Below are 6,245 nucleotides of genomic sequence, written 5' to 3'. Positions count from 1 at the left end.
CCACGCTGACGCGCTCGCTGTCCGCGTTCCAGCGCGCGCTGATCTCCGGCACGGCGCCGTATGACCGCTACCTGTATGGGGGCGCGGTGGAGGCGCTGAGCCCCGCCGCCAAGCGTGGGATGGAGCTGTTCCTGTCCGAGCGGCTGGAGTGCGACCACTGCCACTCCGGCTTCAACTTCCAGGACGCGACCGTGCACGACGCCACGCCGGAGCCCATCCTGCCGTACCACAACACAGGCCTCTACAACGAGGACGGCCAGGGCGCGTACCCGGCCACGGATCCAGGCCTCATCGAGCTGACGGGTCGGGCGGAGGACATGGGGCGCTTCCGGGCGCCATCCCTGCGCAACGTGGCCGTCACCGCGCCCTACATGCATGACGGCAGCCTGGAGACGCTCTCCGACGTGTTGGACCACTACGCGGCGGGCGGCCTGGCGCGGGCCGCGAATGGAGGGGCGGCCAGTCCGCTCCAGAGTCCTTTCGTGCGCGGCTTCACGCTGACGCCCGGGGAGAAGGCGGACGTCATCGCCTTCCTGGAGTCGCTGACGGACACGGAGTTCCTCAACGACCCGCGCTTCGCGGACCCCGCTGTCGTGCCGTGAGGCGGGGAGCTGGGACTCCTCACGGGAAGGTGATGTTGCGCACCGTGACGGCCTGCGTTCCGCCCTCGGCCCACAGCTTCAGGGTGTAGGGGCCGCGCGTTGGAAGGGTCGGCAGTTCGAACTCCATGATGCCCATGGCGCTTTCCCTGGCCGCGATGGGCTCTTGCGGCCAGACGACCAGAGCCTGCACGGTGCCCCCCGCCCCATCCACCAGCGCCGCGCCCGTGAATCTCCAGGACACTTCCAGCTGGCTTTCGAGTTTGGCCTGAACCGCTACCCTCCTTGCGGAGCGAATGGTGATCACCCGCGTCACCCAGATCGCCGCTCGTTGCATGGGCTGCGGGTCGGCCACCGAGGCGAGGAAGACCACGCCCTCCTGCCCCATGACACCCGAGGCCAAAAGACCGGCCAGGCCGTCGGGCCGCGATTGCGCCGCACGCAGTCGCTCCACCTCCGCCTGGGAGCGTCCGACCTCCGCGCGCAGTTGCCGGACTTCCTGCTGGTACGACTCCAGGGCGCGCGCGTGGCGGTACAGCTCCACCTGACGCTGTGCCAGAGCAGGATGAACCACCAGCATCAAGTCCACGCGCGAGGGAGCCGCACCATCCGTGAAGACAAGCGTCAGCTTCAGCCGGGCGCCCTCCTTCAAAGTGTCCAAGGGCAGCAGGGTGAGGGTGTCCGTACCTTCCACGACGCGGCGGAAATTCTCCCGGCCCGACAGTTCCCAGCGTGCCACGGGCGCATCGCACAACAGCAGGGTCGCCAGTCCCGGGCTGATGTGCAGTTCCTGCGAGGTCCCCACTTGATCAGCGGACAGTTCAATGCGACCCACGCGCTCCTCGACCAGAGGAATGGACTCCTCGGCCTTCGCCACGGAGGCCATCGCCAAGGCCACCACCAGAATGGCTTTCAAGGACACGGGAGCGACTGCGTCGGAGCCACGTCGGGCAAGAGAGAAGCAGATCACTCGAAATGGTCCACGGCTCGCAGGTAGACGGTGCTCTTGATGATCGCGGTCTCCTCCGTACTGCCGCTCAAGAGGGGCATGCCGCGATTGACTCCCCACCCATCGAGAATCTCCAGGCAGACAGGGTAGCGCGCCCCCGTACTCGTGCGGACTTCGGTGAATCGCCCGTAGATGTATTCCCCCCGGAAGATGCGTCCGAACACCAAGGTTCCTCGCGGGAGTTCGCCCATGGCATCCACCATTCGGAGGCGGGGGGCCTGCCCTTCCCGGATCTCGAAGGGCCTCAGTCCCCCGTCGAAAACGAAGGACCCATCAATCGTGAGGCCCGTGTGAATGCCCAGCTTCCGCATGGCCTCCATGGCCCCGGCAGGGCACTCCTCGGGAGGTGGCGAGGGGCGCACCTGGGGGCCGCTGGGGCAGGCCAGGGAGGAGCAGGTGGCAGCGGCGAGCAGGGCGCGGGACACCGCCTTCCGGGTTCGAAGTGGCTTGAGAGAAACGGGAGGGGTCAGCGTCACGGGTATTTCTTCTTTCCACGAATGCGCCACCTCGGAGGCGACGGCCACAGGGGGAACGGCCCCCCACGGAGGTAGGACTGCGGCCCGGTCAGTTTCCGGTGGAGCCACGGCGGACGCTACTTCCGGGTCCCGCTCCGAAAGGGAAGCGAGTCGGCTTCCCTGAAAGCCACCCCACGTCACGACCAGCACCACCATCACCGACACGAGCAGCCCCCACCGCTGCCAGCCCCCTCCTGCTCCACGCACGAAACGAGGAGGCGCGGAAAGCGGCGCGGGCACAGGCCAGGGCATGGCCGGAGGCACGGGGAACCGCCCCCGGCGAGGCGGCCCCGACGCCTCACCGTGTTCCATCCAGGCCTCGTCCGCCTCGACGCCCTCCAGGGCCACGAGCGCCCGCGGCACCTCCGCCACGTCCGGGAACAGCGGAACGTCCCAGCCTCCATCCATCACCAGCGCGGCCAGGGCTTCGTCCAACGCCCGGGCCCCCTCCCCCCGCGCTTCAGGCGCCTTCGCGAGCAATCGCAGACACAGCAGGCTCAGCACCTCCGGGACGCGCGCGTTGCGCTCGTGCGGCGGCACCGGAAGCACGTGGATGACGGCGTGGAGCTCCGTAGCTGTGTCCGGCGACCCGAAGGGACGCCGGTCCGTGAGCATCCAGTAGAGCACCACGCCCAGCGCATAGAGGTCATCCGCGCGCGTGGCCTCATAGTGCGCGTCCTCGTCCCGCCCATGGTCCCGCCGGAAGGCCAGGGACTCCGGGCTGCGGTACTGCGGCGTGCCGGGCGGCAGGATGCCCTGGGTCAGCCGGGGCGCTCCCGCGTAATGGCCCACACCCACGTCCAGCAGCACCGCCTGCCCGGTCGCCTCGCGCACCTGGATGTTGGACTCCTTGATGTCCCGGTGCAGCGCGAGCCCGTCATGCAGTGCCTCCAGCCCCCGCGCGAGGTCCCGCATCAGCGCCACCACGCGCCGGGCGCTGGGATTCTCCTCGCGCACCCACCGGTACAGCGTGCGGCCTTCGACCAACTCCATGGCCAGGTAGAACCACTTCGGCTGTCGCTCCGGATGCAGCCCGCAGTGGCGGAAGCCCACCACGTTCGGGTGGTCCAGGCGCATCAGGATGGCCACCTCCCGCTCCGCCCACCCGCCCATGCCTCCATGCGCCTGGAGCTTCAACGCGAAGGACTCGCCTCCACGCCGGGCCCGGTACACCGCGCCACTGGCCCCCTGGCCCAGCAGCATCTCCACGATGAACCCGCCGACGTCCGTGCCCGGCGACAGGTTCGCGAAGTGCTGGCCGTTCACGCGTCCGCCCTCTGCTCCTGGAAGCCCCCCGTGTCACCCCGCCGGGGCATGGCGACACCTGGAGGAATTGGAGTCTAATACCGGTAAGACTTCTCAAGTCGAGTCCTGTTCCAGGACAGGCCCGGGCGCTTTTTCCACTAGGCTCCGCACCCACGCATGGATGAACAACTGGGGAAGAAGGTAGGCAAGGCCGCGCGCGAAGCCCGCGCGAGGCTGGGCCTGACGCAGGCGGAGGTCGCCGCCACCGTGGGGATGAACGCCATGGTCTACAGCCGTGTGGAGCGCGGGAAGATGGTTCCCAGCGCGACGATGCTGTGCAAGCTGAGCATGGCCCTGCGGGTCACGACGGACGAACTGCTGGGACTGGCCCGTCCGGACACGGAAGCCCGCCGCGAGGCCCAGAAGGAGCCCCCCACGCTGCGACGGCTGGTGACCCTCGCGCGCGAGTTGGAAGAAGAGAAGTTGGAAGCCCTCGTCGCCATGGCCCGCGCGCTGTCCCGCTGAGCTCCCGTCCTATCCCCGGGGCCCACAGCCCGACGGATGCGACAGCGCAGGGGGCCCCACTCCCAGGGGAAACAGGTCCTCATCCTCCAGTTCCACCTGATCGCGGACGGCGCTGGTGTCGGAAATGAGGCGCGCCAGTTCCTCCGCCACCTCCTTGCGTCCATACAGCCGGCCACCGTTGCGTTGCTGCTCCAGGGCCAGGGCGTCGCGCAGCGCATCGCGCAGCGCGCCCGCGGAGGCCTGCCGTGATTCAGGCTCGCGCCGCAGGGCCCGCTGGAGCGCGGCGCCGAATGCCTCGGGCAGCTCCGACACCGCGTGGGCCACGTCCTCGGGGGTGTAGCGCCGCACCTCCGCCAGCATGCAGGTCAGCGGCAGGGACGGCTCCTCCTCCACCCGAACGCCATGGTCCGCGTCGGTCGCGCCGCCGTCCAGCGCCGCCTGGAAGAGGTGGCGACCGGTGGCCAGTTCCAGCAACGAAAGCCCCAGGGAGAAGAGGTCCGAGGCGGGCGTCAGCGGTTCCAGGGCCAGGTACTCCGGCGAGGCATAGGCCACGTCCCCCTTGCGCAGCAGGCCTTGCGTCTCCACGCGGCCCACCAGCTGCGAGTAGGCGGCACCGAAGTGCGTCAACTTCACCATCCCGTCCCGTGCCACCCGCACGTTGCGCGGGCTGACATCCCGGTGCACCAGCCCCAGGGGACGCCCCGCGTCGTCGGTGAGCGAATGGGCATGCTCGAGCGCGTCCGCCAGCTCCGCCCCCACGAACAAGGCAAAGGCCACGGACACGGGACGTCCGCGAAGCGCCATCAGGCACAACACCAGGTCCAGCGAGGGACCATCGACGTACTCCATGACGACGTACGGCTTGCGCTCCCGGACCTTGAAGTGGTGCACCTGGGCGATGGCCGGGTGGCGCAGCCGGTAGGCCAGTTGCACCTCCTCCCTGAGCCTTTGGCGCCGCGCGCGCGTGCCAGGGGTGTGCAACCTCTTGATGAAGACGGGGCCCGGAAGCCCGCGCGGTTCGTGGCGCTCGGCCAGCATCAGCACCTCGCCGTTGGGCCGGCGGTCCACGGTGCGCACGAAGTCGTAGCGGGTCTCCGCGATTTGGAAGAGGAAGTGCTTCCGTTCGGACGCGACATCAAGGCGATCCAGCAAGGGAGCCGTGTCATCCGGGTGGGGAGTGCCGCGAGGGTCGATGGTGGGCAGGAAGCCATGCCTTTCGCTATAGACCTCTCAAGTCTACTCGATGATGGACCTCAATCAAGGCCGACCGAAGCACTCGCGCCTTACCGTTCCCGCTTGAGGGTGGAAACCACCGTGGCCTTCACTGGGAGGGCGGCTTCAGGTCCTCCGGCAGCCGGTCCCCCGGCGGGCGCTCCAATGTCCCGGGCCGCTCCACCCCGGAGACAGGGATGCCCGCGTCAGTCTCGGAGGAGCCCGCGTCGGGGGTGGGCGGAGACGAAACCGGGGGCTTGTCCGAACAGGCGGTGAGAACCCCGACAACCATCACGAAGAGCCAGTGGCGCATGGTCGCTGTGTCCCGGGGCCGCGTTAGTACTTCACCCAGATGACCGTGCCCGGATGGATCTGCGTGAGCGGCTGCGTGCCCGGCTCCTTCTCGATGAGCGCCTGCGTGACGGGGTTGAAGCTGTAGGCCTGCGTGCCGGACCAGACAATGAGCGCGTCCTTGAACACGGTCAGGTCATGCACGTGCTCCTCCACCGTGTACTGGTTCCAGCCCGGGAGCCGCGTGGGCAGCAGGAACAGGGACGGGGCCGGGTGATCCGAGGCGGTCGTCCCCGCGTCCGGGTCGTGGTGGTGTCCGCCACCGCTCGTGTCCGTCCACGCCACCGTCGTCTCCACGCCCGCGGGCGTACGGCACGTCTGCTCGGTGGGGAAGAACACCGTGGTGAACGGCTTCGCGGGCAACCGCGCGCGCAGGCCCAGGTGGAAGTAGTGCGTGTCCGCCGCACGCACGCCGCCCTCCCGGGTCCACGTCACCGCCGTCACGTTGCCCGCGCCATCCTTCTCCACCTCCGCCTTGCCGAACGTGGAGTCCACCGGACGCACGCCCGTGACGCCCGCCGGGATCGTCACCTTCACCCGGTAGGTGTCCGCGCCATCACACCCGTGGCTCACGGTGAAATCGGCATCGAAGGAAACGCCCGCGTACGGAGGCGTGGGGCCCGCGACCGCTGCGTGCGCGAAGGCAGCGGTGGAGAAGAGCGAACCCGCGACAGCACACAGTGGACCCAGGGGAAGCTTCATCGGGCGACTCCAGGAGGAAGGGAGCCTCCCGAATAGCAGCCCTCCCCTTGCTCTCGGATGCGGTCGATTGTCGCAGCACTGGAGTCG

General features: G+C 69.0%; 6 protein-coding genes and 1 pseudogene. 2 read left to right on the top strand and 5 right to left on the bottom strand.

Translation table 11 applies throughout. From position 1 onward, the window contains the following. Positions 1–602: pseudogene (locus OV207_RS16545) on the top strand (di-heme enzyme); the annotation flags it as partial. A 19-nt stretch (positions 603–621) separates the two neighbouring features. Here the strand turns inward: OV207_RS16545 and OV207_RS16540 are convergent. Both OV207_RS16540 and OV207_RS16535 read right to left on the bottom strand, forming a co-directional pair. Continuing rightward, complete coding sequence (locus tag OV207_RS16540; protein WP_193428403.1) at positions 622–1,521, bottom strand: DUF2381 family protein; 900 nt, start codon at positions 1,519–1,521, stop codon at positions 622–624. A gap of 44 nt (positions 1,522–1,565) precedes the next feature. Beyond that, positions 1,566–3,389, bottom strand: a complete 1,824-nt coding sequence (locus OV207_RS16535) for a serine/threonine protein kinase (RefSeq protein WP_267556158.1) — start codon at positions 3,387–3,389, stop codon at positions 1,566–1,568. Between the two features lie 156 nt (positions 3,390–3,545). Here OV207_RS16535 and OV207_RS16530 point away from each other — a divergent pair, with 156 nt between their 5' ends. Then, the gene (locus tag OV207_RS16530) at positions 3,546–3,893 is read left to right on the top strand and encodes a helix-turn-helix domain-containing protein (RefSeq protein WP_267556157.1); all 348 of its coding nucleotides are present in this window, start codon (positions 3,546–3,548) and stop codon (positions 3,891–3,893) included. A 9-nt stretch (positions 3,894–3,902) separates the two neighbouring features. Here the strand turns inward: OV207_RS16530 and OV207_RS16525 are convergent, their stop codons facing one another. From OV207_RS16525 to OV207_RS16515, 3 genes are all read right to left on the bottom strand, one after another. Continuing rightward, the gene (locus OV207_RS16525; protein WP_267556156.1) at positions 3,903–5,045 is read right to left on the bottom strand and encodes a serine/threonine-protein kinase; all 1,143 of its coding nucleotides are present in this window, start codon (positions 5,043–5,045) and stop codon (positions 3,903–3,905) included. Between the two features lie 169 nt (positions 5,046–5,214). Beyond that, on the bottom strand, positions 5,215–5,418 hold the full coding sequence (locus OV207_RS16520) for a hypothetical protein (protein WP_267556155.1): 204 nt from the start codon (positions 5,416–5,418) through the stop codon (positions 5,215–5,217). A 23-nt stretch (positions 5,419–5,441) separates the two neighbouring features. Next, positions 5,442–6,158 carry a DUF1775 domain-containing protein gene (locus OV207_RS16515; RefSeq protein WP_267556154.1) on the bottom strand — a complete coding sequence of 239 codons (717 nt, stop codon included), beginning with the start codon at positions 6,156–6,158 and terminating at the stop codon, positions 5,442–5,444. Positions 6,159–6,245: the final 87 nt, after the last annotated feature.

Origin of the sequence: Corallococcus sp. BB11-1, assembly GCF_026626625.1 — a bacterium.
Lineage (GTDB): Bacteria > Myxococcota > Myxococcia > Myxococcales > Myxococcaceae > Corallococcus > Corallococcus soli.
This window is presented reverse-complemented; position numbering and strand designations above follow the sequence as displayed.

Excerpts from the sequence above, each read along its gene's own strand:
- OV207_RS16515 (WP_267556154.1), bottom strand. The coding sequence starts at position 6,158 with ATGAAGCTTCCCCTGGGTCCACTGTGTGCTGTCGCGGGTTCGCTCTTC.
- OV207_RS16530 (WP_267556157.1), top strand. The coding sequence starts at position 3,546 with ATGGATGAACAACTGGGGAAGAAGGTAGGCAAGGCCGCGCGCGAAGCC.
- OV207_RS16520 (WP_267556155.1), bottom strand. The coding sequence starts at position 5,418 with ATGCGCCACTGGCTCTTCGTGATGGTTGTCGGGGTTCTCACCGCCTGT.